The following is a 25758-nucleotide window of genomic DNA, read 5'->3' as shown; positions in this document are numbered from 1 at the left end:
ATGAGTCGACAAGTATTTTGCCGCAAATATCAAAAAGAAATGGAAGGTCTAGACTTCGCTCCATTTCCTGGTGCTAAAGGCCAAGATTTTTTTGAAAATGTTTCTAAACAAGCATGGCAAGAATGGTTACAACACCAAACAACGCTGATTAATGAAAAACGCCTAAATGTGTTTGAACCAGAAGCGAAGAAGTTTCTTGAAGAACAACGTGAGAAGTTTTTCAATAATGATGAAAGCGTAGAAAAAGCTGAAGGCTGGAAACCAGAATAAGCGGTTTGTTTTAACCTAATCATCATTTAAAAGGCGGATCTATATACATAGATCCGCCTTTTTTTACGTGAAACTTACACAAGCATAAAAAGCCTTACATAGAGCGAACAGGACTCTACATGACATAAAAAAGCGAAGAACTTAATATCAATTCATAGCAAGAAGAACACGATCCCTGTCGTGTTTATGCACTTGATTTTCTGTCCTGAACTTCCCCCCAAAGTTCGGGACATTTTTTTATCTATTATTTTAAAAAATAAAAAAGCCTTGTTTCAAACAAGGCCTTTAAATATTTCAGCTTAAGATTACTTTTCGTGGACTTTGGCTTCAATTTCTTCAATTTTGGTATGGCGGGCATCAAAGCCTTTTGCCATGTAAATCACTTGCTCAGCAATGTTACGGGCATGATCACCAATACGCTCTAAAGAACGTAACACCCACATCACATTAATTACACGAGCAATATGACGTGGGTCTTCAATCATATAAGTCATTAAAGTACGTGTTGCTGACTGGTATTCACGGTCAATATCTGCATCGGCTAAAAGCACACGCAAAGCTTGATCTGCATCTAAACGCGCAAAAGCATCAAGTGCGTCATGAATCATGACACGAACTTGGTTACCAATATGACGAGTTTCCATGTAGCCACGCGGAGAACCACCCTCTTCACAGAGGTTTTGTGCAATGCGGGCAATTTTTGCCGCTTCATCACCAATACGCTCAAGGTCAGTATTGGCTTTGCTCATTGCAATAACCATACGCAAGTCGATCGCTGCTGGATGACGACGTGCCAAAATTAGCGTAAGACCTTCATCAATATCACGTTCATATTGATTCACGGCGTTATCTTTAAATTGAACATCAATCGCTAAATTTGCATCTGTATCAAGCAAGGCATGAATTGCGTTCGCCACCTGTTGTTCGACCAAGCCACCCATGGTCATGAACTTTGTGTTTACATCTTGCAAATCTTCATTAAATTGAGAAGAAATATGATGGCTTAACACCGGATTACTTGGACTCAAGGGAAGCCTCCAACATGATGGCGCAGGAATAAAATGATTGAGCATTAGAACACAGCAATCATTAAGTTTTTATGACAAAATTAAAATTCAGATAAAAGCTTTTTTTGCTCACTGATAGGTTAGCCAGCTGTTTAATTCGACCAGATCTTTTTCGCCTAACTGGCCCACCGCAGCTTTTAACCGAAGTACATTCAATAAGTAGTCATACTGACTATTAAGATAATCCTGTTTTGCCGAAAAAGCATTACGCTGCGCTAATAAAACATCAACCATACTTTTTAAGCCTTCGTTATAACTCGCTTTTGAAGCTTGAGAAACAAGCGAAGATGAATCCATTGCAGCTTTTCGTGCTTCGAGTTTTGCTTGGTCTGTATCTACCTGCATAAAGGCACTTTTCACATCAACATTGGCACGGCGAATAGCTGCATCAAGTTGTGCCTGAGCTTTACTGGCCTCTACAGTCGCTTTTTTAATTGATGTTTTAGTACGCCCACCATTAAATAAATTCCAGTTCATTTCCACACCGACCTGATCAAATTTTCCATCAGTCGAGATGAGTGTCTCTGGTGTCTGCTTTGTATATCCATAACTTGCAACAGCATCAATTTGAGGATAAAGCGCGGCCTTTTCCACACGACGCTGATCTTCGCTATATTGTTGCTGTAAGCGCGCTTGCTGAATCTTTAAGTTTTTTTGCTGGGCCAAAGAAAGCCAATCATTAAGCTGGGCTGGATACGGCTTTTGAAAATTAAAATCACTTCGCAGTACAGCAAGCTTATCTTGATAAGAACCAATATATTCGGAAAGCTGTTCTTGCGCTAAAAGTAATTGAACATTGGTTGAAATACGATTGGCTCTGGCATTTTGGTATTGAGCATTTGCTTCACTCACATCACTACGCGCCACCAAACCTTCTTTGAGTTTGGCATTCATCATATTGAGTTGCTCAAGCAAAGCTTTTTCTTCTTGTAAGTATGCAACGCTTAACGCCTGCTGACGCAGCACATTAAAATAGGCTTCTGCTACATTGAAAACATGATCCTGCTTTTGCAGTCTTAAAGTTATTTCACTTAAGGCAACTGAAGTTTTAACTTGCTTATAACCTTCCCAAGCATCCATTCGAAACAGTGGCTGACGTGCAGTTAAAGTCGCTTGACGAGTAGTAGACGTATTACTCACCAAGGCATCTGAAAGCCCTTCCTGATCAACTCCAGGAAAATTAGAACGCTTCACCGTTTGCCGATTACGAGTAATATTTCCTGACAATGTGACCGTTGGTAATAAGGCACCAGTTGCCAAGCCTAAATTAAGTTGATCTGCTTCAAATTGTTGTTGATTGGCTTGCCATGTTGGGTCATTTTGTTTTGCGCGCTCATATGCTTCAACTAAATCTAGAGCAAAACTGGAAGATGCAAAACTCCAAAGGCCAACAGCGACCATTAATTTTACTTTCATTGTTCAAATCAACGATAAAACTTGCCTTTAAGACTAAGAAAAATTCCAAGCAAACTCAAGCCATTAAAAGTTTTAGTTTTTTAAGCTTTCTCATTTTTTGACAATATTAAAATACAAATAAAAATCAAAAACATGCCTATCCAACCCAACCATGAAATATGCTCACCAACCAACACGATGGCAAAAAGCGCGGCAACTAGAGGTTCAAATAAAGTTAAGGTCGTCGCTTTACTGGCATTTACTGTTTTTAGACCAAAGCCAAAAAGTAAATAACCCAAAAACATAGGAATCAGCATCATATAACCAGCAACAAGTAAATTGGTTGAACTTTGCAACAACCCTCCACCTGTAACCAGTAAAGTAGGAAGCAAAATAACTGCCCCACCACCCATAATCATGCCCATTGCAGCTTTAGCAGCAACACCCCGATCTATTAATCTTTTAGCAGCCCATGAATAAAGTGAATAAGTTGTAGCCGCGACAAGCCCAAGAAAAATACCGAAGATTTTATTCCATTCATTTGTACCCTCTTGGACCGCATGGTTTTCACCCATGGATAATAAACTTACGCCAATAACACCAAAAATAAAACTTAAGAACCAGATCGCTGACAAAGACTTACGATCAAAGAATCGTTCTAAAATCGCTGCAATCAGTGGCGCTGCACCAATAGAAACCACGGTGCCAATCGTAATTCCGGCATAATGCATTGAGGAATAAAAGGCCAAAGGATAAATACCAACTGCCGCAACCCCTAAAAGCAGTATTAGAAGGTTTTGCTTTATAAATTGACGGTTTTCTCGAATAGCCCGCGATGCAACCAAAGCTTGCAAAAGACCTCCGCCACCCATAGCCACAGCACCAATGGTGAGTGGTCCAAGTGTTGGTGCAAATGCGGCAGCAGTACCTGTTGTTCCCCATAAAACAGAGGCAACTAAAATTGCAATTGTGCCACCATAACTACTATTTTTAATGAGGCTAATCATGTTGGCCTTCTCTCTTTAGAAGATCTTCTGCCATTTGTCTTGCTAATAGAAGCTGACGACTACTTCCTTCCAACCCAGCTCTTGCCATAGAACCCTCTAAAAGAAAGGAAAGCTGCGTAGCCACGTAGCTAACGCGCTGTGAGTCTGGTATTAATTTTTTTAAATGTTCAGCAACAATAGCCTCGACTTCTTCTTTATGCTGCCTTACCACACTTCGTCCTGCGCTATTCGCTGGAAATTCCGCTGCTGCATTAAGCAAACCACAACCTCGAAAGCCTTTTTCATAGGCAAATTCCGCATGATCTTGATAGGCATCAAACACTGCCAAAATAGCTTCTGTAGCTGATTTCGTTTGTTCTAAACGTTTTTGATAAAGATCAAGCCATTCTTGATGCCGCGCAGCAATGTAGGCATCAACAAGCTCACCTTTTGAAGAAAAATTATTATAAAGCGACATCTTAGCAACATCTGCTTTAGCCGTAACCGAGTTAATTCCAGTTGCAGTAATGCCATCGTTATAAAACAAAGTTGCTGCAGCATCGAGAATTTTCTGTCTCGCTGTTTTATCATTCATAGTTTTATTTTTAAGTAGACCGATCTACCTAATAATAAAGATTTCTAACAATGATGCAATCTTTTTCCGAGTTATAATTTGAGCAATGTTCACTTCGATAAAAATACAATGATGAAAAAATTTCTAATGATGAGTGTGTGCAGCGCACTCATTTTATCTGGATGTAATAAAACATCGCAGCAAGATCAAGCTGTTTCTAAAGAGCAAAAATCAACTGAACAAAAGGCCACTCAAAAACAAGACAGTAGCTGCTTACAAATTATGGCTGCTATGCAGAAAATCAATCAAACCAGCAAAATAGAAGACTTAAATCAAATTAATGAGAAGCTAAAAACGTGTGTTCCATCTTTGAAGAATGATGAACAGCTTAAGCTTATTAATGCATCAACTACCATGTATCAACGTTTTCTAAAGCAAGACTACACTGACAAAACAGCCAGAGCTTTTGAAGCTTTTGGCTATGCCGTTTTAGAACAAAAACAACGAGACCCTAAAAAAGTCATTCAAAGCCAGAAAAAATTATTCGACCAACTTAGTCCACGTGACCAATACTTACTTCAACATAATGGTGAAGCCTATATTGACCTCCTTTATCAAGGCGAAGGCATGTTTACCTATCGACGTCAGCCAAACTATCTAGTCGATGTTTTTTCTAAAGCCTTAACCACGGACCAAAAAGAGTTCTTAACTCGTATGGCCAAAGACAATCAGGATATTTTCTATAACGATGGTGCTTTGGCTGTTTCATGGAAGGAACTTACTGAACGAGCACTTTTTTGGGAAAAATTTATTCAAAAATATCCAAAAAGCCACTTTATTGGTGATGCAAAACTACTCTTTAACGAATATCGCTATTTTATTTTCTTTGGCCTAGATAACACCCCTGTTTCAGATGAATATGCTCCGAACACATGGTTTGATAAAGATGCACTTCAACAAATCCGTTTTCTATCTACACAAAACCAATCGAGTTTAGCAAAACCTGCCCAGCAATTTCTTAAGTTTATTGCCACACCTGTAGAGGAACGTAATAAGCAATTTAAAATAGATTTAACTGAAAAGAATGGCGATAAAAAATCAAATTATCAGATTACCCATGAACAACTTGAGCAGCTATTAAAATTTGATTCGCCATGGAACACTGAAGTCTATCGTGACTGCCATATAGATGCGGTTTGTATAGATACAAATTGACAATGCCAGCCAACCTAAATCATGTTAGTCTGTAATTCGCTTGACGGAGCGCGAGTAATAGCTCGCTGAGATTGTGTAAATTTCGTGTTATCGCAACACAAGTTTGATCACAAGTACCGTTGAACCTGATCAGGTTAAGACCTGCGTAGGAATCAAGCCATCTAAAAACTAAAGCCTCAAATTTATCTAGTAAAGATAAATCCGCCATCGTTTTTGGTCGTGCTTGATTCGTTGATGTTATTCATAAGGATCATGTAATGAACCAGTTAACGAATCTCTCTTCTGTTGAAATTTCAGCGCAACATGAACAAGATGCAAAAGATTTAACTCGCATCTTACCCGCTTCAAAAAAAGTTTATATTGAAGGCTCTCGCCCTGACATTCAGGTTCCAATGCGGGAAATTTCTCTCACCGATACCCCAACCGGACTTGGTGGCGAACATAATCCCCCTGTAATGGTCTATGACACTTCAGGTGTTTATACCGACCCAAATGTTCAAATTGATTTAGACAAAGGTTTACCTTCAGTTCGCCAAAACTGGATTGAAGAACGTAACGATACTGACGTACTTTCTGGTTTAACTTCAACGTTTGGTCAAGAACGTTTAAAAGATATCCGTACCGCAGATATTCGCTTTGCCCACATTCAAAATCCACGCCGTGCCAAAGCTGGCAAAAATGTCTCTCAAATGCACTATGCCAAGCAAGGTATTATCACACCTGAAATGGAATATATTGCAATTCGTGAAAATCAGCGCCAGCGTGAAGGTGTTGATACGCGCCAGCATCCGGGACAAAATTTTGGTGCAAAAAATTTAAAAGAAATTACACCTGAATTTGTTCGCCAAGAAGTTGCTGAAGGTCGTGCAATTATTCCTGCAAACATTAACCATCCAGAACTTGAACCAATGATTATTGGTCGTAACTTCTTGGTTAAAATTAATGCCAACATTGGTAACTCAGCGCTTGGTTCTTCAATTGACGAAGAAGTTGCCAAAATGACATGGGCAACCCGTTGGGGTGCTGACACCATTATGGATTTGTCGACAGGTAAGAATATTCATGAAACACGTGAATGGATTATTCGTAACTCACCTGTTCCAATCGGCACCGTACCAATTTATCAAGCACTAGAAAAAGTGGATGGTGTTGCAGAGGACCTGACTTGGGAAATCTTTAAAGACACGCTCATCGAACAAGCTGAACAAGGCGTTGACTACTTCACGATTCACGCAGGCGTATTACTTCGCTACGTACCACTCACTGCAAATCGTTTGACCGGTATTGTGTCTCGTGGTGGTTCAATCATGGCACAGTGGTGTCTAGCGCATCATGAAGAAAACTTCTTATACACACATTTCGATGAAATCTGTGAAATCATGAAAGCCTACGATGTTTCGTTCAGTTTAGGCGATGGCCTACGTCCGGGCTGTATCCAAGACGCAAATGACGAAGCACAATTCAGCGAACTTAAAACACTCGGTGAACTCACTCATCGTGCATGGGAACATGATGTTCAAGTCATGATTGAAGGCCCTGGTCACGTACCAATGCACATGATTAAAGAAAACATGGACTTGCAGCTAGAAGTTTGTAAAGAAGCGCCATTCTATACTCTTGGGCCTTTAACGACTGATATCGCTCCTGGTTACGACCATATTACTTCTGCAATTGGTGCAGCCATGATTGGTTGGTACGGCACGGCTATGCTTTGCTATGTCACACCAAAAGAGCATTTGGGTCTACCAAACAAGAAAGATGTTAAAGACGGGATTATTACCTACAAGCTTGCGGCTCACGCGGCCGATCTTGCTAAAGGACATCCGGGTGCACAGGTTCGCGATAATGCCTTGTCAAAAGCACGTTTTGAATTCCGTTGGGATGATCAATTCAACCTAAGTCTAGACCCTGACACAGCTCGTAGTATGCATGATGAAACCTTACCAAAAGAGGCTCACAAATCTGCACACTTTTGCTCAATGTGTGGACCAAAGTTCTGCTCGATGAAAATCACCCAGAATGTTCGCGACTATGCCAACAACCTCACCAATATCAATACAGAGGTTGAAGAAGGCCTCAAAACCATGAAAGAGGTTTATCAAGAACAAGGACAAAAACTGTATCACAAAGTGTAAATATTCAAAAAAAACACTTGCCTAGCCATGATTCTCAGTTAGGATGAAATAAATAGATTTTATCCTGACTGGCTCATGAGCATTGTTGAACATCCAAGCTATATATCTGAAGATGTCGAAATAACATCCCGTGAATATGTATTCCGCGGTTTTATTCAGGTTGAAAAAGTCAGCCTTCGACATCGTCTATTTAACCAGTCTGAATATACTCCTGTAATACAGCGCGAGCTTATTCATCGCCCAGAGGCTGCAGGCGTTTTACTCTACAACGATCAAAAACAACAGTTCGCATTGATTGAACAGTTTCGTGTTGGTGCTTTAGATGACCCTCACTCCCCATGGCAACTGGAAATAATCGCAGGCGTGTTAGACGGTGATGAAACACCCGAAAGTTGTATTCGTCGAGAGAGCCTCGAAGAGTCAGGGTGTGCAGTTCAGGATTTACAACATCTATTTAGCTTTTATCCGTCAGCTGGTGCGTGTTCAGAGTTATTTCATCTCTATGTTAGCGAAACCGATTTACCTGCTGAAGGCGGCGTTTTTGGTGTAGATAATGAGGGTGAAAATATTCAACTGCACTTATTTAATTATAGTGAAATCCAGACGTTACTCGACAGCGGACGTTTAAGAAATGCTCCTGTCATTATGGCATTACAATGGCTGTCTCAACACATCACAACGATAATAAAATCCGACGAGGTAGGACGGTGACTTTTCAAGTCTCAACACTTTCACAAAAAGACCATGTCATTATACAAATTACCGATACTCACTTATTGGAGTATCCGCACTTAGAATTTGTGGGGATGAATCCTGAAGAAAGTTTTCATGCAATTATTCAACAGATCCTGAAAAAACATCCTGAAACTGATGCCATTATCCATACCGGAGATCTGGCTCAAGCACCAACGCCTATTACGTACAAACGTTATATTCAATATATGCAAACGTTAGGTCTGCCATTTTTTCAGACACTGGGTAATCATGATAACGTTGACCATTTTCCATTGCATAAAGAAAACCATCAGGAACCTGTGGTGATTGGCTTAGGAAACTGGCGTGTTATTTTATTAAATAGTGCGGTACAAGGTCAGATTGATGGACATCTGTCACCAGAACAACTACAAAATTTAGCGACATTACTCGAAGAATTTTCAGATAACCCTGTTTTATTGGCTTGTCATCATCATCCTTTTGCAATGAAATCCAAATGGATTGATCATCACAAGTTACAAAATTCTAATGCGTTGCTTACAACATTAGCTCCATTTAAAAATGTAAAAGCTTTAGTCTGCGGGCATGTTCACCAAGACTCACTCAACACTTGGCAAGGGATCGAGTTTTTCTCGACCCCATCGACCAGTGTTCAGTTTAAACCGTTTAGTAATGACTTTGCCCTAGACCAAAATGCTCCCGGCTACCGTTACATTCGTCTAAAAAACGATGGTAGTTTTGAAACCGAAGTCTTCCGTCTTGAAAATTTTCAGGGCCTTATAAATACTGATATTTCAGGCTATTAGCTCTATTTTTTATATGCTTATATGCAATTATGACTAGGGTAAACACGTTTTGAAAATATTTACGGGTCGGAATGACTATCATCTTGCAGGAAAAATCTATATGATGACGACCCGATGGTAAAATCCATCGATGGTTTTCTATAAAAACACTTGCATATCACCATATTTTTTGCGTATAGATAATACGTGTATGATGAGGAATGCCCTATTATGGCGAATGACAACCACAACCAAGTTTTGGATGAACATACAGAAGTTGTAGTGGAAGGTGAAAAAGCTTCTGCAAAACGTGCACGTAAAGTGAAACCTAAAACTTCTGATATAGGCACAACTGCAAGTTTATTTGGTATTGCACCTTATCAACCTAAGAAAAATGAAGAGTACATGTCTGAAGGACAGCTCGAGCATTTCCGACAAATTCTGCAAGCATGGAAAGCTGAATTGATGTCTGAAGTTGATCGTACGTTGAATACGATGCAAGACGAATCAACTGCATTGCCAGATGTAAATGACCGTGCTACCCAAGAAGAAGAGTTTGCAATTGAATTGCGTACACGTGACCGTGAACGTAAGTTAATTCGTAAAATCGAACAATCTATGGAAGCCATTAAAAATGAAGACTATGGTTTCTGTGAAACGTGTGGTATCGAAATCGGCTTACGTCGTTTAGAAGCACGTCCAACGGCAACTTTATGTATTGATTGCAAAACTTTGGCAGAAATCAAAGAGAAGCAAAATAACGGTTAATATGACCGAGGTAACTCCTAAAGAGAAACCTAGCTTTGCATATTCAGGCCGGTTTGCGCCATCGCCAACCGGCCCTTTGCATTTTGGATCACTCATTACTGCCGTTGCCAGTTATTGTGATGCAAAGGCCCATCATGGCACATGGCTCGTTCGTGTCGAAGACACAGATATCCCTCGTATTTATCCCGGCAGTGAAGATCATATTCTCACATCACTGGAAGCCTTCCAGTTCGAACCCGATGCAGAAATCATCTTTCAAAAAAACCGTTTAGACATTTATGAAAGCGTATTAGACCAACTTAAAAAAGAGGGTCTTGTCTATGCTTGTCAATGTACACGCAAAATGTTGGGTTCAAATGCAATCTATGCAGGGACTTGTCGCAATCTAAATCTTGATTTTCAAGGTCAAGCGATTCGGGTAAAAGTTCAAGATCAGCAGATCTGTTTTGAAGACCGACTACAAGGAACTCATTGTTCTAATCTGCAACACGACCTTGGAGACTTTGTTCTTAAACGCCGTGACGGGATTATTAACTATCAACTTGCCGTAGTCGTTGATGATTATCTGCAAGGCATCACCCATGTCGTTCGAGGCGCAGACCTATTAGATAATACTGAACGGCAGATCTGGCTTGGTGAGCTCTTAGGTTACCCTAAACTGAGTTATATGCACCTTCCCCTCGCCATGAACGATCAAGGGCAAAAGCTTTCTAAGCAAAACCTTGCTCAAGCACTCGATTTGTCAAAAGCTCCTCAATTACTACAACAAGCAATACAAGCACTAGGACAACTTAACGTTGATTTAGACCAGCCTAAAGTTATGCTTAAACAAGCAGTAGCGCAGTGGAATGTAGATTTAATTCCACATGTAGAGCAGCTACGCGGAACCTACCTATAAATAAAAAAAACCCGATATCAAATCGGGTTTTCTAATACCTAAATACTCAACTAGAAGTTTGATTCTTCCCTTTCTGGGTTAACTTCTTGGGTTGAAGCATCAATCTTTAAGATCAAGCTAATCATCGCAGCACACATCATTAAAGATGTACCACCATAACTAATAAATGGCAGAGTCAAACCTTTAGTCGGCATCAACCCCATATTCATGCCCGCATTTACCAAAATCTGGAGCAAGAAAATAATACTAATGCCGTACGCCAAATAACCTGCGCGAAGGTAATGATGTTTCAATGCACGATGACCAATTTTGATACAGCATGCCAACATCAAGAAAGACAAACCAATGACAATCGAAATACCAAAGAAACCGAACTCTTCACCTAACACAGCCAACATAAAGTCAGTATGTGCTTCTGGCAAATAAGATAGCTTTTGTACACTGTGCCCTAAGCCTGTACCAAACCATTCACCACGGCCAAAGGCCATTAACGCATTTGATAACTGGTAACCCACCCCTAATGGATCTGCCCACGGGTCAGTAAACGAAATCAAACGTTGGAAACGGTAAGGTTCAAACAGAATCAAAAACACAATACCGGTTACGATTGCACCAAGCATGATTAAGAACTGTGTTGGCGGCGCGCCAGCTAAAAAGAATACACCGACCATCATCAACACAATTACGATCGTAGCACCCAAGTCAGGCTCAGCAATAATCAAACCGACCGTGATTGCCATGACCCCACTTAAACGTAATAAGCCTTTCCAATGAGTACGAACCTCTTTGGCACGGCGCACAACGTAGTCTGCGGTAAAGATTGCCATCATGACTTTGGCAACCTCGGTTGGCTGCAAAGTAAAGCCACCGATCTTAATCCAGCGTGTAGAACCGTTGACTTCTGAACCCACCACCAAAGCAGCAAGCAAAAGAACCATGGTCAACAACCACAACGGGAAAGTATTTTTAAACCACGTATTGAGTGATATCCGATAGGTCAAATAAGCCACCACAGCCGCAGCGACAATCGAAATACCATGACGAATCACATAGTGAAATGGGTTTTCATGCATATATTCAGCATAGGGCATCGAAGCAGATGCGACCATCACTGAACCGATACACAATAATGCAACGACACAGAAAATCAGGACATTACGTGGCGTCACTTCCGCTGGCCATTTAGGCAATATCCGTTCATACCAATGATTGATTTTCTGGATTGTGGTCTGAGCTAAGCCTGCCATACTACATTCCTAATCATGTTTTCTTTAAACCAACGAATTGACGCAGGCAACAAACTGCTGACCACGGTCATTATAACTTTTAAACATATCAAAACTTGCACAGGCTGGTGATAACAGCACAACATCTTCAGCTTGTGTTTCACGTTGACACAGCTCTACAGCTTCTTTGAGCGTTGCTGCATGCAAAATTTTGGTTGCGCCCTGAATAGCTTGTTCAATAACTGGAGCATCCTCACCAATCAATACCACAACTTTGGCATATTTTTCGATAGAAGAACGTAATGGAGCAAAATCTTGACCTTTGCCCTGCCCACCCAAAATCAAGGCAACCTTACCCTTTTTAACCTCAATTGCAGCGCCTAAACCATCAATTGCTGCAAGTGTAGCACCAACGTTAGTTCCTTTAGAGTCATTGTAATAACGTACATCATGTACAGTTCTCACATACTCACAGCGGTGCTCTAATCCTTTAAATTGTTTTAACGTTTCAAGCATAGATTCCATCGGTAAGCCAATTGCTTCACCTAATGCTAAACAAGCTAAAGCATTGGCTACGTTGTGCATGCCTTGAATATATAAATCTGAGCTTTTAATTAAACGCTGCAAACCACGTGCAAGCCAAAGCGTGCCATCGCCATCTCTTAAAACACCATATTGATTTAAGTCTGGAGCATTTAGACCAAAGCTTTGCATTGGTGTTGTATCTGGAACAAGAGGACGACTTAAAGCATCATCACGGTTAAATATGACTTTTTTAACGCCTTGGAAAATACGGTGTTTTGCTTGGTGATAACCCCACATATCACCATGACGATCTAGATGATCTTCACTCATGTTAAGAACCACAGCAACCTCAGCATTCAAATGAGACGTGGTTTCTAATTGAAAACTTGATAACTCAAGTACAAGCAACTCTGGTTGATCTTTTAATAAATCTAGAGCTGGGCGTCCAAGGTTTCCACCAACAGCAACTTTCTTACCAGCATCTTTAGCCATTAAGCCAATTAAAGTCGTTACTGTACTTTTCGCATTAGAACCCGTAATCGCCACAATAGGTACTTCGGTCGCACGGCGTAATAATTGAATGTCACCTACAACTGAAATCCCTTGAGCAATAGCTGCCTGAATTTCTGGTAATTGCGGTGCAAGGCCTGGGCTTAAAATAATTTCTTCTGCTTGTAATAATAATTCTTGGTCAAGTTGACCGAAACTGGTTTTAACGCCAGCTGGAATCTGGTCATAGCCTGGGGGTGTGGGACGAGAATCCGTTACTGCAACTTGGTAGCCTTGTTCATGCAGGAAATTAACAGCAGAAACGCCTGATATTCCTAAGCCTGCGACAACTTTTAATCCACCACGTTGTATTAACATTTTTGCCCCACAATTTATCAATCGACAGAATGGCAAAAATGTTAGCACTTTGCTGTTTTGAATGCTTTTTCAGTTTGAACTTTATTCATCTTTTTTTGTGTCAGTGCGTAAAAAAGCCATCAATATGATGGCTTTTTAGACGAAACAAGAAATACTAAATTTATTGCCATTTAATCGGCTTAATTTCTTGAACTGTATTCTTAGGTTTATCTTCACTTGAGCAACCACAGCCGCCAGCACAGCCAAAGGTCATTTTTGGCTTAAGCCATTTTGCCAAGGTTGTCCAACCCTGCTTTTCACAAAATGAAGAGAGTGTAGAAAAGACTGAATTTGCTGTTTTTGGAAATACTTTCTTAAAAACAACAACAGCACTCCAACTCACTAAAACCGCAATAATCAGATATTGAATCATGTACAACCTCCTTTCTTGCCTTAACCCCAATAGTGGGAAGCAATTTGATAGGTAACAAACGATGCCAAATAAGCCAAGCCGAACAGATATGCAGTCATGACAGCAACATGTTTCCATGAACCTGTTTCACGTCGTACCGTTGCCAATGTGGCCAAACAATGTGGAGCATAAATGAACCACACTAAAAGCGATAATCCTGTTGCCAAAGACCAACCCGAGCCATCTGCACTAATCAGATGTGACAAACCTTGAGCTACAGCATCGTCACTCGTTGCAGACAAGGCATAAACTGTACCTAATGCTGCCACTACGACTTCACGTGCTGCCATTGCTGGAATTAAAGCAATACAGATTTGCCAGTTAAAACCAATTGGAGCAAATAAAGGTTGAATAAGATGTCCGAGCATACCGGCAAAACTATAATCTATCGCAGGTAATGTCGCCCCTTCTGGTGGCTGTGGGAAAGTACACAAAAACCAGAGCAAAATAGAAAGCGCAAAAATGATTCCACCGACACGTTTCAAGAAGATCTTTGCACGATCCAGCAAACCAATTCCCACACTTTTTAAATCGGGGAAACGATAACTTGGTAGCTCTAGCAGTAAAGCATGCTGTGACTTATCTTTTTGCAAAAACTTCATTAAAAATGAAACGCAAAGAGCACTCACAATACCAGCCATATACAGACCGAATAACACCAGACCTTGTAAGTTGAAAATACCCCAGATCATTTTCTCTGGAATAAATGCCGCAATAAGCAAAGCATATACGGGCAAACGTGCCGAACAGGTCATTAAAGGCGCAACCATAATGGTCGTAAAACGATCACGAGGGTCACTAATACTACGCGTTGCCATAATTCCTGGTACTGCACAGGCAAAGCTTGAAAGTAAAGGAATGAAAGCACGTCCGCTTAGACCCGCTTGAAACATTAATTTATCAAGTAAGAATGCTGCACGTGGTAAATAACCCGATTCTTCTAATACTAAAATGAAGAAGAACAAGATTAAAATTTGTGGCAAGAACACAACTACGCCACCTGCACCCGCAATAATTCCGTCAACGACCAAACTATGTAGTAGTGGCTGTGTAATCACAGTTCCCACCACTTCACCTAACCAACCGAAGAAGCCTTCAATGCCATCCATGAACGGAGCTGCCCAAGCAAAAACTGCCTGAAACACAATAAACATCATGAGGGCAAGGCTAAATAGGCCTAAAACTGGGTGTAAGAAAATTCGATCTAGAAAATCAGTACGCTTATCTCCCTGATCGACATATTGAACAACATCTTTAAAAATCATATCGATTTTTTGATGATGCGTCCCAGTTAAACCACTCAGTTCTGTTTGTGGCACACTGTATTTTTCTTGATCAAGGGCATGTAATAAATTTTCAATACCCGCATTGCGAACAGCAACTGTTTCAACGACTGCTACGCCCAAACGTTGAGACAACTTTTGAGTATTAATTTGGATACCACGACGACGCGCTTCATCCATCATATTCAGTACGAGTAAAATCGGACGGCCAAGCTCGATCATTTCGAGCACTAGCCCTAAATGCAATTTTAAGTTAGTCGCATCGACTACACATAAAAAAGCATCTTGCTGACCTTCTTCGGCAATCTTACCCAAGCAAACATCACGGGTAATAACTTCATCAGGACTGGTTGCATTTAGACTATATGTACCCGGTAAATCGAGTACACGCACTGAACGCCCTGAAGGTAACTGAAAATGACCTACTTTACGCTCGACCGTTACGCCCGCATAGTTTGCAACTTTTTGTCGAGTTCCAGTTAAATGGTTAAAAAGAGAGGTTTTACCACAGTTTGGATTTCCCACAAGGGCAATACGTAACGCATCACTCATGCGGGTACTCCTTCTTCTACTTGAATTTCGATTTTGTCCGCTTCTGCTTTACGCAAAGCGAAACGAGTAAAGCCAATTTGGATCAAGATCGGATCACCACCAAAAATACCCTTGGTAATCACTTCCACTCGTGTGCCTGGCACAAAGCCCAAACTTTCCAAACGAATTGCGACCAAATCTTGCTGCTCGGACTCTACTGATATCCGATTCACTTTGCTGATGGTCGCCGCTTGCTTCACTTTTAAAGCTGATAAACGCACCGCATCCGATCCTAAACCTTTTTTTCTAGTATACATATAAATGAGAATAATTACCAAATAAGGTTAAATTTCACTTCCTATTTAGTTTAATCGACAAACCTTAAAGTTTCTTTTACAGTACAGAGGTTTAGAGGATGTAGTGTATGTTAAATAAAAAACCGCGTATTCCAAGCCCTGTTCAAATTCCAGAACATTTAAGCTTTTTACAAGGTTTTCGCGACTATCTCGTTGCACAGACTGTTAGTCCACATACACGTAATGCTTATTTATCTGACCTCATTCAATGCAGCGAACTCCATAAAAAAAATGCTCTTCCACAATGGTCAAGTGATGATATTGCAGATGTTCTTATCGAACTGACAAAAGCAGGAAAAAGTCCCCGCTCAATTGCACGGTGTTTATCTGCCCTACGTCAATTTTACAAATTTTTACGTGAACAGAAGTTACGGAGTGATAATCCAGTTGCGACCCACCACTCTCCTAAAATTGGGCGAGCACTACCGAAAGACCTATCTGAAGAAGATGTCGAATCACTAATTCAAGCACCAGATATCAATACAGCACTTGGCTTACGTGACCGAGCAATGTTTGAAGTGCTTTATGCATGTGGTTTGCGTGTTTCAGAATTACTTAACTTGCGTCTGGAACTCATTAATTTAAAACAAGGCTATTTACGTGTTACAGGTAAAGGCAATAAAGAGCGTTTGGTGCCGTTAGGACAATTTGCCTGTGAGTGGGTAGAACGCTATTTGAATAATGCTCGACCTCAACTCTATAAAAGCTCGACTGACTATCTCTTTTTAACCCAACATGGCGGGATTATGAGTCGACAAAACTTTTGGTATGCCATTAAACGCTATGCGCTACAAGCCAATATTCAAGCTGAACTCTCGCCTCACACCTTACGCCATGCATTCGCAACGCATCTGCTCAATCACGGCGCAGACCTACGCGTCGTGCAAATGTTACTGGGTCATAGCGATTTATCTACGACTCAAATCTATACACATGTAGCACAAGTGAGAATGCAACAATTACATGAAAAACATCATCCTAGAGGATGATAAAGCTTTGAGGCTCCACTCAAGTATTTCAGATCAATCGTTTGATTTCGTTCACAAAGGTTAAGAAAGTTTTAACAATACACGTTAGATTTTTTGGTATGCTTAGCAGCTTCTGACTATAAATACTGATGAAATAAGGGTTATCTATGTCTTTTACCCGCTCTCAAATTTTTCTTGCCTGTACTTTGGCATCTAGCCTTTTGTTCAGTGCTTGTTCTAAAGAAAACAAACCACAAAAAGAAGATGCGCTCACAGCGACTGCACCTGCTACAGGGGAAGCTTCAACCATTATCGAGCGTAATGCCAAGCAGCGCTTAATCGAAACTTTGCAAAAACAATTTAAAAATGCAAATATCAGCGCCAAAATTTTAGATATCAAGCCGACTGAAGTTCCTAATTTATATTGGGTAAATCTTGAAGGGATGACATCAGTTTATACAACAAGTGATGGTAAATATTTAATTCAGGGTGATGTAATCCGATTAGGAGGCAAAGAGCTTCATAATATTGGTGACTCACTTCAAGCATCAGAAAATAAAAAGCATCTTGCCGCTTTAAAAAATGAAGATCTTATTGTCTACCCTGCAAAAGGCAAGGCTAAGCACGTGATCTATGTGTTTACCGATGCAAGCTGTCCTTATTGCCATAAGCTACATGAGCACATACCCGAAATTAATGAAAAGGGTATTGAGGTACGTTATATCGCTTGGCCACGCGGCGAACAATTTATGCCGACCATGGAAGCTGTATGGTGTAGTGCAGATCGTAAAGCTGCCTTTAATCAAGCAGTACAAGGTATCAACATTCCACCAGCTCAATGTAAAAACCCTGTTCGAGAGCAATATCAACTTGGCTTGAATATGGGTGTAAATGGTACACCTGCTATTTATAATGCTGATGGCGAGTACTTGGGTGGATATCTAACACCAGATGAATTAATTAAACGTCTGGATAAATAATCCACTTAAAGTTGATGAATGATTAATCATCTGGCTCTTAAGAAAAGCGCTGCTCTTATTGCAGCGCTTTGTTTTTTCACTAATTAATACTTTATCCACCTGTGTTTAAAGACTGATCTACTCTTCTTTTCCAAACATCGCACTCTAATTCATTGAACAGGCACTAAAAGCGCTAGAGTCTGGCGTTTTTTTTAGCTATGATCTAGCTTCAACTAAATGATTAAATGATGAATGGAGTGTGACGTGAAACCAGTTCGCCTGGCAATACTCGGTCTAGGAACCGTAGGTGGAGGAGCCCTTAAACTACTACAAGAAAATGCCGCTGAAATTAAACGTCGCACCGGTCGAGAAATTCAAATTACCCACGTTGGAACACGCCGCCCTCGTCCAGATCTCGAATTAGAAGGGATTAAACAAAGCGCAGATTTACTTGATATCGTTCGTCAACCAGATGTTGATATGGTTGTTGAAGTGATGGGTGGTATACACCCTGCTTACGAAGTCATCATGGAAGCGATCAAACACGGCAAACAAGTCGTTACTGCAAATAAAGCTTTACTCGCTGAACATGGCAACGAACTATTTAAAGCAGCTGAAGACAATGCTGTACAAATCGCTTATGAAGCAGCAGTTGCTGGCGGTATTCCAATTATTAAAGTCATCCGTGAAGGTCTTGCTGCAAACCATATTCAATGGTTGGCAGGTATCATTAACGGCACAGGCAACTTTATTCTGACCGAAATGCGTGAGAAAGGCCGTGCATTTGATGATGTATTAAAAGAAGCTCAAGAACTTGGTTATGCAGAAGCAGATCCAACGTTTGACGTTGAAGGTATCGATGCTGCGCACAAACTTACAATTTTAGCGTCTTGTGCTTTTGGTATTCCGCTTCAGTTCGATAAAGTCTATACCGAAGGTATTAGCAAAATTACTGCACAAGATGTGAAATATGCCGAAGATCTCGGTTTCCGCATTAAACACCTAGGAATTGCGCGTCGCGCTGAAAAGGGTATTGAACTACGTGTTCACCCAACACTCATTCCAGATGAGCAGCTTATTGCGAATGTAAATGGTGTTAAAAATGCTGTTTTAGTTCAAGCGCATGCTGTAGGCCCTACACTCTATTACGGCGCTGGTGCTGGTGCTGGTCCAACTGCTTCTGCTGTTGTTGCCGATGTAATTGATATTGTCCGTGATATTTCTTATACCGAAGATGGTGCTGGAACTATTCCTCAACTTGCTTTTGAAGCATTAACAAATGTGCCAATTTTAAGCCGTGAAGAAATGACCACAGGTTATTACATCCGCTTAAATGCCGAAGATCAAACTGGCGTACTTGCAGATGTCACTACAATCTTAAGCCGTGCTGGAATTAGTATTGATGCCATCATGCAACAATCTCGTTTAAAAGACCTTATTCCAATCGTGATTCTCACTGATCCAATCGTCGAATCTAAAATGGATGAGGCACTTGCACAAATTCAAGCATTACCTGCAATTCGTGGCGAAATCGTAAGAATTCGTTTAGAATCGCTCGATAGTTAATCAGGTTGAGGGAAAGATTCCCTCTCCCGCTTCATCTCTAATTGGAACACCATCATGTCTAATGCCAATCGTTATACTGGTCTTGTAGATCGTTATCGTGACCGTTTGCCAGTTTCGGCAACTACTCGTGCTATCTCTTTGGGGGAAGGCAACACCCCACTCATTAAACTAGAGAATATTCCACGTATTATTGGCAAAGATGTTGAAATTTATGTGAAATATGAGGGTTTAAACCCAACTGGTTCATTTAAAGACCGTGGTATGACCATGGCTGTAACCAAAGCGGTTGAAGAAGGCTCTAAAGCGATTATCTGTGCATCTACTGGTAACACTTCTGCTGCTGCTGCTGCTTATGCTGCACGTGCAGGTATCAAAGCGTTTGTTTTGATTCCAGAAGGCAAAATTGCGATGGGTAAAATGGCGCAAGCGATGATGTATGGTGCGATCACTATGCAAATCCGTGGTAACTTCGATGATGGTATGCGTCTTGTAAAAGAAGTCGCTGATCAAGCGCCTGTAACGATTGTAAACTCAATCAACCCTTACCGTTTGCAAGGCCAAAAAACCATTGCTTATGAGATCGTTGAAGCTTTAGGCCGTGCACCTGATTATCACTGCTTACCTGTAGGTAACGCAGGTAACATCACAGCTCACTGGATGGGCTATACTGAAGCAGTAGCAAATCAGCCTGCTGATCAGTTTGAACAAGTTATTTATGACGCAGCCACAGATCAGTTTACTGGTCCAAAACCTGAAGGTTTACCAACAATGGTAGGTTATCAGGCTTCTGGCGCAGCTCCATTCTTACGTGGCGCTCCAGTTGAAAATCCAGAAACAGTGGCCACTGCAATTCGTATTGGTAATCCACAAAGCTGGAACCATGCTAAAGCGGTAGTACGTGACTCTAAAGGCTGGTTTGATGAACTTCAAGACAGCGAAATTTTAGAAGCTCAGCGCTTACTTTCTATGTACGAAGGCGTATTTGTTGAGCCAGCATCTGCTGCTTCTATCGGTGGTGCGATTCGTGACATTAAAGCAGGTAAAATTGCTGAAGGTTCTGTCATTGTATGTACAGTGACTGGTAATGGCTTGAAAGACCCTGATACTGCAATCAAACAATGTGCTGATGCAGTCATGTTGTCAATTGATGCAACAATGAGCCAAGTAAAAGATTCGATTTTATCTAACATGTAAAATCTGAGTTTTCATAAAAACGGTTGTTCAACACAGCCGTTTTTTTATGTCTTTTTTTATAGCTATTAAAAAACGCTTCTATCTAGAAGCGTTTTTAGAATAATTAAATTAAATACGTTTTGGTAAATTACTTAACCAACTCAATAGGTTAGTTGCATCATTATTACGTGCTTGTGAACTTGGCTCACCAAGCAATACAATCACTGCTGGACGTGAGTTTACAGTCGTATGCATGACAACACAGCGACCTGCTTCATTGATATAACCCGTTTTAGACAAGTTAATATTCCAACCACCATTACGCACTAGAGCATTGGTATTATTAGATTTCAATACGCGATAACCCAAGTTGAAATCATAAGTTGGTGTGGTTGAAAATTGACGAATCAAACCATATTGAGATGCTGTACTCGCCAAAATCCCTAAGTCACGCGCAGAAGATACATTGCGCGGATCTAAGCCTGTAGATTCATAATAATGAGTTGCGTTCATACCTAAAGCACGTGCTTTAGAGTTCATTGCAGCAACGAATGCAGGGCGACCACCCGGATAAGTACGCGCTAAAGCAGCCGCTGCCGGATTTTCAGACTTCATTAAAGCAAACAACAACACTTCTGCACGGTTCATCTTGTCGCCAACACGGAGTGTTGAACTTGAATTTTTACCGTTTGCCCCCGCAAAATCAATTTGCTCAAGCATAATTTCTTCTGACATGTTTAAACGAGCATCTGCCGTTACCACTGCTGTCATTAACTTAGTAATAGATGCAATTGGCACAGAAGCATTCGTATTTTTACTAAACAACACTTCACCAGTTTGCGCATCCATCACTAACGCAGCGCGAGCACTTACACTCGGCTGGGCATTGTAACCAGAGGTATCGCGGATTTGAGCAAATTTTGGTGCAGATGCCACAACTTTGGGTGCATTACCACCACGTAAAGTTGTAGTTACAGATGTTGACCCTTGTATAGTTGGCTCATCATCTTCATCATTCAAAAGTTGACTAGCGTCAGCTGAAGACCAATTTAAACTTGCACTCCCACCACTCCCTGAGGACGGGTTATTGACGAGTTCTGCAAAGCTTGTTGAACTCAAACTAAGCAAAATAGACATGCTTAGCACATGTATTAAAGACTTTTTAGAATTTTTCACGGCACAATACTCGACTCAGGGTGATACACATTTGCGCTTACTATAATTATGCCTTACATTTGAGGTATAAGGTATAACGCTTTTACCGACACAATTGTGCACAACTATTCGCTCACTATATAAGAATAGGATTGCTAATTTTGTCATTCCATTGCAAGCTAATTTTGCTTTATGTAACAAAAAACTTGTTTTTTGAAAGAAAGGAGGTCTTCTTGATTACAGTTTTAGTTGTGGATGACCATGAACTTGTACGTACAGGCATTTGCCGTATGTTAGAAGATCATGCCGATGTAGAGGTCATTGGACAAGCCGAATCGGGTGAAGAAGCAATTGCTATTGTTCGTCAGAAACATCCTCAAGTTGTGCTACTTGATGTCAACATGCCAGGCATCGGGGGCGTAGAAACAACACGTCGTTTACTACAAACCGCACCAGATACAAAAGTTATTGCTGTAAGTGGCTTATCAGAAGAACCTTACCCTTCTCTTTTGCTTAAAGCAGGAGCTAAAGGCTACATCACGAAAGGTGCTCCAATTACAGAGATGGTTCGAGCAATCAACAAAGTCATGCAAGGTGGTAAATACTTCAGTGCAGATATTGCTGAGCAGTTGGCGAGCTCTTATCTGTCTGACACACAGCAATCACCTTTTGACGCCCTATCCGAACGAGAAATGCAAGTTGCAATGATGGTTGTAAATTGTATTAGCGCTCAAGAAATTGCGGACAAACTTTTTGTAAGTGTCAAAACGGTGAATACTTACCGCTACCGTATTTTTGAAAAGCTCGCCATCGATAGTGATGTTAAACTAACTCATCTTGCGATTCGGTATGGTCTGATCAAACCATAATCACACTATATGCAATTTCCCTTAAACTCATCGTTGTCCAATACGATTTTTCGTTTGGGCACGTGGTATGGTTTATATCGTCTTATTATTGCGGTTAGCCTCAATATTATTTTGGTTTTAACCGATGCTCAAATAGACAATAGTCTACAACAACCCGCTTTATATTCTTACACACTGCTTGGCTATTCCATATTAAGCCTTCTTCAGCTTTTGTGTTTTAAGTTTGTTGCAACTCAGGCAACAAAGCAGCTTATTTTATTTTTTGTAGTTGATGTTATCTGCCTGAGTTTACTTACATTTTCTGTAGGCGAACCAAATCTACAACTCAGCTTGCTATATGTTATTGCTATATTTACCTCGGCAATTTTACTCAGCGCAAGAATGTCTTTACTCATTACATTACTTGCTGTCATTGCCGTTATTTACCAACGTTTTGTCGGTAGTTTATTTGACTACAATAATCTAAATACAATTGGTAATAGTGCTTTATTAGCCTTCTTATTTTTTGTGGTGCATGGGATCGGACAAATTGCAGTTCAGCGCTTTAAATTACTTGAGGCGCTAACTTTCCACCAATCAATAGAACTCTATCAACTACAAAATATTAACCGCTATATTCTGGAACAAATTGAAGAAGGCTATCTTGTTCTAGATGAAAACTATGACATAGTTCTAAGTAATCCGGCTGCCTGCTCTCTGTTAGGCATTCCGCCACAATTTGCCAGTGAAAAATATCCTTTAGCTAAATGGCACCCCGATTTATTTGAAATTCTTAAGTTTGATAACCTACAAGAAGGTGATCGATTTATTTTTGAGTCTCGGCTGTCGGCTTACTCTATTAACATTAAAGTGCAGCATCTTGTGGTGCCGCAACAAGCATTGACGCTGCTCATTTTACAAGATGCACAACACATTAATCAGCAAGCTCAACAACTCAAACTTGCTGCTTTAGGGCAACTTTCAGCCAGTATCGCACATGAAATCCGTAATCCTCTGGCAGCAATTGTTCAAGCAAATGAATTACTTAAAGATAGTGATTTAGAGCAGCAAAATACTTTACGCCGTATGATTGGCAAGCAAACAAAACGCATCGATAGTATTGTTCAAGACACCTTAGGACTTGCCAGCAGCGAAAGAACTCATCCAATCCAGATTGAATTAAATGACTTCATAAAGACGTTATTAGACGAAGATCTATCGGATGTTAAACATTCTATACAGCTTAAAATCTCTGATTCATCCTTAAAATTATTATTTGACGAGAAACAACTCAGACAAGTGCTGATTAACCTTGTCAGGAATGCTTTACGACATAATGCCCCCGATTCACCCCATGTTCTGATCAACATTCACTCACAAACAAATAAAATTTATATTGATGTGATCGATTACGGCGAAGGTGTTTCAAAACGTGATATATCTCAATTATTTAAACCATTTTTTAGTACCGAAATTAATGGAACTGGTTTAGGATTATATTTGTCTCATAGTTTTTGTGAGGCAAACCATGCAAAGCTCACGTATGTAGAGCAAAAACAAGGGGCATGCTTCCGAATGGCATGCCCAATAATATATTGATTTTTTTATTAGGTTTTTGGGGAAATGGCAGAACAGCAACCACTAGTTTTGCTTGTAGACGATGAAGAAGATTTGTGCCTTTTAATGCAAATGACTCTTGCACGAATGGGGATTAAAACACATCTTGCTTATCGGGTTGAACAGGCCAAACAACTCTTTACTCAGTTTCATTACGATGTATGTTTAACCGATTTAAACCTACCCGACGGTAGCGGTTTAGAATTAGTTAAACATGTTTCTCAAACTTACCCACACACACCAATTGCAGTTCTAACTGCGTACGGCAATATGGATATTGCAATTGCAGCATTAAAAGCGGGAGCTTTTGATTTTGTAAGTAAACCTATTAACCAAATTCATTTAGATCAATTATTAAAAAAAGCATTAAATCAGCCAAAACCAGAGCATGAGTTCGGTGAAACAACTTTGGAAAATGACCTATTAATTGGTCGTTCTCCTCCAATACAAAACTTACGAACAGCTATTAAAAAAATAGCCCGCTCTCAAGCTCCAGTGTTTGTTACAGGCGAGTCTGGTACAGGTAAAGAGGTTGTTGCTAATCTTATTCACCGTTTGAGTAACCGCAGTGAAGGTCCATTTATTGCGATTAACTGTGGAGCAATTCCAACTGAGCTCATGGAAAGTGAACTTTTTGGACATAAAAAAGGCAGTTTTACTGGAGCTACCCAAGACAAACAAGGCCTTATTTTATCCGCTCATGGCGGCAGCTTATTTTTAGATGAAATTGCTGAATTGCCTTTAAGTATGCAAGTCAAATTACTTCGGGCAGTACAAGAGAAAAAAATTCGTCCAGTAGGTTCCGATCAGGAAATCGATGTTGATTTTCGGGTGATTAGCGCCAGCCACCAAGATTTAGATTTATTAGTTCGACAAGGTAAATTCCGTCAGGATTTATTTTTCCGTATTCATGTTATGGATATCATGTTGCCGCCACTGCGTGAGCGCGGTGGAGATATTTTGTTATTAGCCAATCATTTTATTCAAAAGGTTTGTATGGAATGGGAAATTCCAAGCAAACAATTAACCACTACTGCTGAAACTTATTTATTGCAGCAAGATTTTCCAGGTAATGTTCGTGAATTAAGAAATATGATTGAACGAGCTATTACCTTAAGTGATGATGAATGTATTGATTTAACACATTTAGCACCTCCTCTCAGAGGCAGTAGCGTTAACTCGCAAATCGCAACTAAACCAGTGAATGACACATCAACTGCGATTGCTCAGACTCGACCAAAATTACCAATGGAAGGCTTAGAACGCTACTTAGAAAATATTGAAAAAGATATTCTACTGAACGCGTTGGACATGACACATTGGAACAGGACCTTAGCAGCTAAGAAGTTAGGAATGACCTTCCGTTCTTTACGCTATCGATTGAAAAAGTTTGGCTTAGATACTGAATTAGGAGAGGAAGTATAAA

The 25758-nt window shown here is 40.4% G+C and carries 24 protein-coding genes and 1 riboswitch; of the genes, 14 read left to right on the top strand and 10 right to left on the bottom strand.

The features are described 5' to 3' along the window. Positions 1-270: an oxidative damage protection protein gene (locus tag RMB03_RS11970; protein ID WP_000089995.1), complete on the top strand. Its 270-nt coding sequence runs from the start codon at positions 1-3 to the stop codon at positions 268-270. 305 nt (positions 271-575) lie between these two features. Here RMB03_RS11970 and phoU read toward each other — a convergent pair whose 3' ends face one another. From phoU to RMB03_RS11945, 4 genes are all read right to left on the bottom strand, one after another. Then, positions 576-1298 (bottom strand): phosphate signaling complex protein PhoU, encoded by a 723-nt coding sequence (gene phoU, locus RMB03_RS11965; RefSeq protein WP_003654470.1) that lies wholly within the window; start codon positions 1296-1298, stop codon positions 576-578. 108 nt (positions 1299-1406) lie between these two features. Beyond that, a complete protein-coding gene (locus RMB03_RS11960) occupies positions 1407-2738 on the bottom strand; it encodes a TolC family outer membrane protein (protein WP_311076341.1) in 1332 nt (443 codons plus the stop codon). Positions 2739-2833: 95 nt separating this feature from the next. Next, the gene (locus RMB03_RS11950) at positions 2834-3739 is read right to left on the bottom strand and encodes an EamA family transporter (RefSeq protein WP_311076337.1); all 906 of its coding nucleotides are present in this window, start codon (positions 3737-3739) and stop codon (positions 2834-2836) included. Continuing rightward, entirely contained in the window at positions 3732-4313 is a 582-nt protein-coding gene (locus tag RMB03_RS11945; protein WP_311076336.1) for a TetR/AcrR family transcriptional regulator, read from the bottom strand. The genes RMB03_RS11950 and RMB03_RS11945 overlap by 8 nt, the downstream gene beginning before the upstream one ends. 108 nt (positions 4314-4421) lie before the next feature. Between RMB03_RS11945 and RMB03_RS11940 the strand changes: the two genes are divergently transcribed. The 6 genes from RMB03_RS11940 to gluQRS all read left to right on the top strand — a co-directional run bounded on the left by RMB03_RS11940 (position 4422) and on the right by gluQRS (position 10807). After that, positions 4422-5507, top strand: coding sequence for a hypothetical protein (locus RMB03_RS11940; RefSeq protein WP_311076333.1), 1086 nt, complete (start codon positions 4422-4424; stop codon positions 5505-5507). A gap of 34 nt (positions 5508-5541) precedes the next feature. After that, a riboswitch (TPP riboswitch) is annotated at positions 5542-5676 on the top strand. 88 nt (positions 5677-5764) lie between these two features. Next, on the top strand, positions 5765-7642 hold the full coding sequence (gene thiC, locus RMB03_RS11935) for a phosphomethylpyrimidine synthase ThiC (protein WP_003654459.1): 1878 nt from the start codon (positions 5765-5767) through the stop codon (positions 7640-7642). Positions 7643-7717: 75 nt separating this feature from the next. Further along, positions 7718-8353: an NUDIX domain-containing protein gene (locus tag RMB03_RS11930; RefSeq protein WP_045437255.1), complete on the top strand. Its 636-nt coding sequence runs from the start codon at positions 7718-7720 to the stop codon at positions 8351-8353. After that, positions 8350-9162 carry a 3',5'-cyclic-AMP phosphodiesterase gene (gene cpdA / locus RMB03_RS11925; RefSeq protein ID WP_005037307.1) on the top strand — a complete coding sequence of 271 codons (813 nt, stop codon included), beginning with the start codon at positions 8350-8352 and terminating at the stop codon, positions 9160-9162. The genes RMB03_RS11930 and cpdA overlap by 4 nt, the downstream gene beginning before the upstream one ends. A 210-nt stretch (positions 9163-9372) precedes the next feature. Beyond that, positions 9373-9909: an RNA polymerase-binding protein DksA gene (dksA, locus tag RMB03_RS11920; protein WP_004640678.1), complete on the top strand. Its 537-nt coding sequence runs from the start codon at positions 9373-9375 to the stop codon at positions 9907-9909. A 1-nt stretch (position 9910) separates the two neighbouring features. After that, positions 9911-10807 (top strand): tRNA glutamyl-Q(34) synthetase GluQRS, encoded by an 897-nt coding sequence (gene gluQRS / locus RMB03_RS11915; RefSeq protein WP_311076328.1) that lies wholly within the window; start codon positions 9911-9913, stop codon positions 10805-10807. Positions 10808-10857: 50 nt separating this feature from the next. Here the strand turns inward: gluQRS and ftsW are convergent, their stop codons facing one another. The 5 genes from ftsW to RMB03_RS11890 form a co-directional block, all read right to left on the bottom strand. Continuing rightward, complete coding sequence (gene ftsW, locus RMB03_RS11910) at positions 10858-12054, bottom strand: putative lipid II flippase FtsW (protein WP_004795141.1); 1197 nt, start codon at positions 12052-12054, stop codon at positions 10858-10860. Between the two features lie 24 nt (positions 12055-12078). Next, positions 12079-13425: a UDP-N-acetylmuramoyl-L-alanine--D-glutamate ligase gene (murD, locus tag RMB03_RS11905; protein WP_005037314.1), complete on the bottom strand. Its 1347-nt coding sequence runs from the start codon at positions 13423-13425 to the stop codon at positions 12079-12081. Positions 13426-13585: 160 nt separating this feature from the next. Beyond that, positions 13586-13837: a DUF6587 family protein gene (locus RMB03_RS11900; RefSeq protein WP_017391155.1), complete on the bottom strand. Its 252-nt coding sequence runs from the start codon at positions 13835-13837 to the stop codon at positions 13586-13588. Positions 13838-13857: 20 nt separating this feature from the next. Next, a complete protein-coding gene (locus RMB03_RS11895) occupies positions 13858-15711 on the bottom strand; it encodes a ferrous iron transporter B (RefSeq protein WP_311076325.1) in 1854 nt (617 codons plus the stop codon). Continuing rightward, entirely contained in the window at positions 15708-15971 is a 264-nt protein-coding gene (locus RMB03_RS11890; RefSeq protein ID WP_016801736.1) for a FeoA family protein, read from the bottom strand. The genes RMB03_RS11895 and RMB03_RS11890 overlap by 4 nt, the downstream gene beginning before the upstream one ends. Before the next feature lie 143 nt (positions 15972-16114). Between RMB03_RS11890 and xerD the strand changes: the two genes are divergently transcribed. From xerD to thrC, 4 genes are all read left to right on the top strand, one after another. Further along, positions 16115-17035, top strand: a complete 921-nt coding sequence (gene xerD / locus RMB03_RS11885) for a site-specific tyrosine recombinase XerD (RefSeq protein WP_004640667.1) — start codon at positions 16115-16117, stop codon at positions 17033-17035. Between the two features lie 146 nt (positions 17036-17181). Next, positions 17182-17994, top strand: coding sequence for a DsbC family protein (locus RMB03_RS11880; protein ID WP_056484281.1), 813 nt, complete (start codon positions 17182-17184; stop codon positions 17992-17994). A 243-nt stretch (positions 17995-18237) separates the two neighbouring features. Then, on the top strand, positions 18238-19539 hold the full coding sequence (locus RMB03_RS11875; RefSeq protein ID WP_004640662.1) for a homoserine dehydrogenase: 1302 nt from the start codon (positions 18238-18240) through the stop codon (positions 19537-19539). Between the two features lie 54 nt (positions 19540-19593). After that, the gene (gene thrC, locus RMB03_RS11870) at positions 19594-20733 is read left to right on the top strand and encodes a threonine synthase (RefSeq protein ID WP_003654438.1); all 1140 of its coding nucleotides are present in this window, start codon (positions 19594-19596) and stop codon (positions 20731-20733) included. A 108-nt stretch (positions 20734-20841) separates the two neighbouring features. On the opposite strand, the gene pbpG is transcribed toward thrC, so the two are convergent. Continuing rightward, a complete protein-coding gene (gene pbpG, locus RMB03_RS11865; RefSeq protein ID WP_003654437.1) occupies positions 20842-21888 on the bottom strand; it encodes a D-alanyl-D-alanine endopeptidase PBP7/8 in 1047 nt (348 codons plus the stop codon). Positions 21889-22100: 212 nt separating this feature from the next. Between pbpG and RMB03_RS11860 the strand changes: the two genes are divergently transcribed. From RMB03_RS11860 to RMB03_RS11850, 3 genes are read left to right on the top strand one after another with little or no spacing between them, the layout of a single operon-like run. Then, on the top strand, positions 22101-22736 hold the full coding sequence (locus RMB03_RS11860; protein ID WP_003654436.1) for a response regulator: 636 nt from the start codon (positions 22101-22103) through the stop codon (positions 22734-22736). Between the two features lie 9 nt (positions 22737-22745). Continuing rightward, positions 22746-24314, top strand: coding sequence for a PAS domain-containing sensor histidine kinase (locus tag RMB03_RS11855; protein WP_311076319.1), 1569 nt, complete (start codon positions 22746-22748; stop codon positions 24312-24314). 24 nt (positions 24315-24338) lie between these two features. Continuing rightward, positions 24339-25757 carry a sigma-54 dependent transcriptional regulator gene (locus RMB03_RS11850; protein WP_311076317.1) on the top strand — a complete coding sequence of 473 codons (1419 nt, stop codon included), beginning with the start codon at positions 24339-24341 and terminating at the stop codon, positions 25755-25757. Position 25758 lies beyond the last annotated feature (1 nt).

The organism is Acinetobacter sp. V91_7 (genome assembly GCF_031799075.1).
GTDB lineage: Bacteria > Pseudomonadota > Gammaproteobacteria > Pseudomonadales > Moraxellaceae > Acinetobacter > Acinetobacter calcoaceticus.
This window is presented reverse-complemented; position numbering and strand designations above follow the sequence as displayed.

What these genes read in the sequence shown, in the direction of transcription:
- RMB03_RS11950 (WP_311076337.1), bottom strand. Translation starts at nt 3,739, where the DNA reads ATGATTAGCCTCATTAAAAATAGTAGTTATGGTGGCACAATTGCAATT.
- RMB03_RS11895 (WP_311076325.1), bottom strand. Translation starts at nt 15,711, where the DNA reads ATGAGTGATGCGTTACGTATTGCCCTTGTGGGAAATCCAAACTGTGGT.
- RMB03_RS11930 (WP_045437255.1), top strand. Translation starts at nt 7,718, where the DNA reads ATGAGCATTGTTGAACATCCAAGCTATATATCTGAAGATGTCGAAATA.
- murD (WP_005037314.1), bottom strand. Translation starts at nt 13,425, where the DNA reads ATGTTAATACAACGTGGTGGATTAAAAGTTGTCGCAGGCTTAGGAATA.
- RMB03_RS11960 (WP_311076341.1), bottom strand. Translation starts at nt 2,738, where the DNA reads ATGGTCGCTGTTGGCCTTTGGAGTTTTGCATCTTCCAGTTTTGCTCTA.
- RMB03_RS11855 (WP_311076319.1), top strand. Translation starts at nt 22,746, where the DNA reads ATGCAATTTCCCTTAAACTCATCGTTGTCCAATACGATTTTTCGTTTG.
- xerD (WP_004640667.1), top strand. Translation starts at nt 16,115, where the DNA reads ATGTTAAATAAAAAACCGCGTATTCCAAGCCCTGTTCAAATTCCAGAA.
- gluQRS (WP_311076328.1), top strand. Translation starts at nt 9,911, where the DNA reads ATGACCGAGGTAACTCCTAAAGAGAAACCTAGCTTTGCATATTCAGGC.
- RMB03_RS11900 (WP_017391155.1), bottom strand. Translation starts at nt 13,837, where the DNA reads ATGATTCAATATCTGATTATTGCGGTTTTAGTGAGTTGGAGTGCTGTT.
- thiC (WP_003654459.1), top strand. Translation starts at nt 5,765, where the DNA reads ATGAACCAGTTAACGAATCTCTCTTCTGTTGAAATTTCAGCGCAACAT.
- RMB03_RS11880 (WP_056484281.1), top strand. Translation starts at nt 17,182, where the DNA reads ATGTCTTTTACCCGCTCTCAAATTTTTCTTGCCTGTACTTTGGCATCT.
- RMB03_RS11940 (WP_311076333.1), top strand. Translation starts at nt 4,422, where the DNA reads ATGATGAAAAAATTTCTAATGATGAGTGTGTGCAGCGCACTCATTTTA.
- RMB03_RS11970 (WP_000089995.1), top strand. Translation starts at nt 1, where the DNA reads ATGAGTCGACAAGTATTTTGCCGCAAATATCAAAAAGAAATGGAAGGT.
- dksA (WP_004640678.1), top strand. Translation starts at nt 9,373, where the DNA reads ATGGCGAATGACAACCACAACCAAGTTTTGGATGAACATACAGAAGTT.
- RMB03_RS11945 (WP_311076336.1), bottom strand. Translation starts at nt 4,313, where the DNA reads ATGAATGATAAAACAGCGAGACAGAAAATTCTCGATGCTGCAGCAACT.
- RMB03_RS11850 (WP_311076317.1), top strand. Translation starts at nt 24,339, where the DNA reads ATGGCAGAACAGCAACCACTAGTTTTGCTTGTAGACGATGAAGAAGAT.
- thrC (WP_003654438.1), top strand. Translation starts at nt 19,594, where the DNA reads ATGTCTAATGCCAATCGTTATACTGGTCTTGTAGATCGTTATCGTGAC.
- ftsW (WP_004795141.1), bottom strand. Translation starts at nt 12,054, where the DNA reads ATGGCAGGCTTAGCTCAGACCACAATCCAGAAAATCAATCATTGGTAT.